This window comes from Pseudomonas emilianonis (assembly GCF_023072625.1).
Lineage (GTDB): Bacteria > Pseudomonadota > Gammaproteobacteria > Pseudomonadales > Pseudomonadaceae > Aquipseudomonas > Aquipseudomonas paraveronii.
Map to the genome: position 1 here is coordinate 1 of NZ_JAKNRV010000528.1, position 2657 is coordinate 2657.

Annotated in this window: 3 protein-coding genes and 1 pseudogene; all 4 read left to right on the forward strand. The window is 64.7% G+C overall.

Annotated elements, in window-relative coordinates; translation table 11 throughout:
* A pseudogene (locus L9Z73_RS28815) lies at positions 1-534 on the forward strand (AMP-binding protein); the annotation flags it as partial.
* A 167-nt stretch (positions 535-701) separates the two neighbouring features.
* Positions 702-1436, forward strand: a complete 735-nt coding sequence (locus L9Z73_RS28820) for a glycosyltransferase family 2 protein (protein ID WP_247408219.1) — start codon at positions 702-704, stop codon at positions 1434-1436.
* The gene (locus L9Z73_RS28825; RefSeq protein WP_247408221.1) at positions 1433-2368 is read left to right on the forward strand and encodes a glycosyl transferase; all 936 of its coding nucleotides are present in this window, start codon (positions 1433-1435) and stop codon (positions 2366-2368) included. The genes L9Z73_RS28820 and L9Z73_RS28825 overlap by 4 nt, the downstream gene beginning before the upstream one ends.
* Positions 2352-2657: aromatic amino acid lyase (locus L9Z73_RS28830; RefSeq protein WP_247408223.1), on the forward strand; the 306-nt coding region annotated here is incomplete at its 3' end. The genes L9Z73_RS28825 and L9Z73_RS28830, both read left to right, overlap by 17 nt.

The following is a 2657-nucleotide window of genomic DNA, read 5'->3' on the forward strand; positions in this document are numbered from 1 at the left end:
GGGCAGCATGCCCTGCGCAACCAGGGCCGGCGTACCGTCACCCAAACCCTGCGCCAACACCTCAGCCAACACTGCGAAGCCCTGGCCCTGCCGCGTCGCTGGCGTCTACTGCGGCACTTGCCCCTGAACAGCCAAGGCAAGCTGCCCCAGGCCGACATTGAAGCGCTGCTGCTCGCGCCCCGGCCAAAAGCACCCGACGTGCTGGAGCAAGTCGAAGCCGACGGCGAATGGACCCTGCAACTGAGCATCCCGCCGGACCTGGCCTACTTCAGCGGCCACTTCCCGGTGACGCCAGTGCTGCCGGGCGTGGTGCAGGTAGAGTGGGCGTTCAACTTCGGCCAGCAACTGCTCGACCTGCCGACAACCTTTGCCGGCATGGAAGTGCTCAAGTTCCAGCAACTGGTGCGCCCTGGCGACCAGATCGAACTGCACCTGCGCTTCGACCCGGAACGCAGCAAGCTGTATTTCGCCTACCGTAACGGCGTCGCGGCCTGCTCCAGTGGCCGGATTCAACTGGAGCCGACAGATGATTGAGCTCTTGTGGCGAGGGAGCTTGCTCCCGCTGGGCTGCGAAGCGGCCCCAATACAGGCGACCGAAATCATCCAGGTTAATTGCGCAGCCTGGGTTGAGAGCGCTTCGCACTCCAGCGGGAGCAAGCTCCCTCGCCACAAGGTGAGCGGTAACCATGAGAAGGTGCATCATGCATAACCCCTGCGCCCTGATCCCGGTCTACAACCATGAAGCCGCCGTACCGGCCGTGGTCCACAGCCTGCTCGACAGCGGCCTGCCGTGCCTGCTGGTGGACGATGGCAGCAGTTCCGCATGCGCGGCGGTGCTGGCGCAATTGGCGAGCCTCGACAACGTCAGCCTGCTCACCCTGCCGAGCAACCAAGGCAAGGGCAGCGCCGTGATGGCGGGTTTCCGCGAAGCAGCGCGCCTGGGCTTTACCCATGCCCTGCAAGTGGACGCCGACGGCCAACATGACCTGCGCGAAGTCGAGAACTTTATCGACACCTCACGCCGACACCCCACTGCCGTGATCTGCGGCTACCCCGAATACGACGACAGCGTGCCCAAGGGCCGCCTGTACGCACGCTACCTGACCCACGTGTGGGTGTGGATCAACACCCTGTCGCTGCAGATTCGCGATTCGATGTGCGGCTTTCGCGTGTACCCGCTGGTGCCGACCTTGGCGCTGATGGACTCGGCCTACATCGGCACCCACATGGATTTCGACTCGGACATCCTGGTGCGCCTGGCCTGGCGCAACCAGCCGATGCGCTGGCTGCCGACGAAGGTGCATTACCCCGCCGACGGCCTGTCGCACTTCCGCCTGTTCCGCGACAACGTGCGTATCTCGGCCATGCACACCCGGCTGTTCTTCGGCATGTTGGTGCGCGCACCGATGATCCTGTGGCGACGGTGGCAGGCATGAGCGACAGCGGCAAACACTGGGCCGACCGCGAAGAGCGCGGCAGTTTCTGGCTGATGAAGCTCACCGCTGTCGCCGCCAAGCTGCTCGGGCGCCGACTGTTGAGCCCGCTGCTGTACGGCATCGTGTTGTATTTCTTCCTGTTCGGCCGCACCGCGCGCCAGAGCGCCTGGCAATACCAGCAGCGCCTGGCGCAATGGAGCGGCCGCGATGAACTGCGCCCGACCCAGCGCAAAGTCTTCGGCCAATTCATGGCGTTTGCCGATGCACTGCTGGACAAGCTCGACGTGTGGAACGGCAAGCTGCGCATCGAGCAGATCGAAATCAACGACCCGGCGCAATTGCGCGGCCAATTGCGTGGCGAACGCGGGCAGATGCTGGTGGGTGCGCACCTGGGCAACCTCGAAGTGTGCCGCGCGCTCGCGGAGATTGGCGAAAAAGTCACCATGAACGTGCTGGTCCACACCAAGCACGCCGAACGCTTCAACCGCCTGCTGGGCGAAGCCGGCGCGACCCATTTGCGCCTGATCCAGGTCAGCGAGCTGGACCCGGCCACCATGCTGCTGCTCAGCCAGCGCCTGGACGACGGCGAATGGCTGGCGATTGCCGGTGACCGCGTGCCGCTGCACGGCGGGCGCACGGTGCGCGTGGACTTCCTCGGCCACGATGCTGCCTTCCCCCAAGGCCCGTGGCTGCTGGCCGGGCTGCTGAAATGCCCGGTGAACCTGCTGATGTGCCTCAAGCACCAGGGCCGCTATCGCCTGACCATCGAACCGTTTACCCAACTGATCGAATGGAAACGCAGCACCCGCGAGCAGGTCATAGCCCTGTGGACCGCGCGCTACGCCGCACGCCTGGGCCAGTTCTGCCTGGAAGCGCCCCAACAATGGTTCAACTTTTACCCTTTCTGGAAGACCGATGACGACGCATCTTGAGCCGGTAACGTTCGGCGAACGCGCTTTGCGCATTGAAGACGTATTGGCCCTGGCCAACCGTCAGGCGCCCACGCACTTGCAGGACGATGCCGCCTATCGCCAGCGCATCGCCAAGGGCGCGCAGTTCCTCGACTCGCTGCTGGACAAGGAAGGCGTGATCTACGGCGTGACCACCGGTTATGGCGACTCGTGCGTGGTGGCCGTGCCGTTGCAGCACGTCGAAGCCCTGCCGCGTCACCTGTACACCTTCCACGGCTGCGGCCTGGGCAAGTTGCTCGACGCCCAAGCC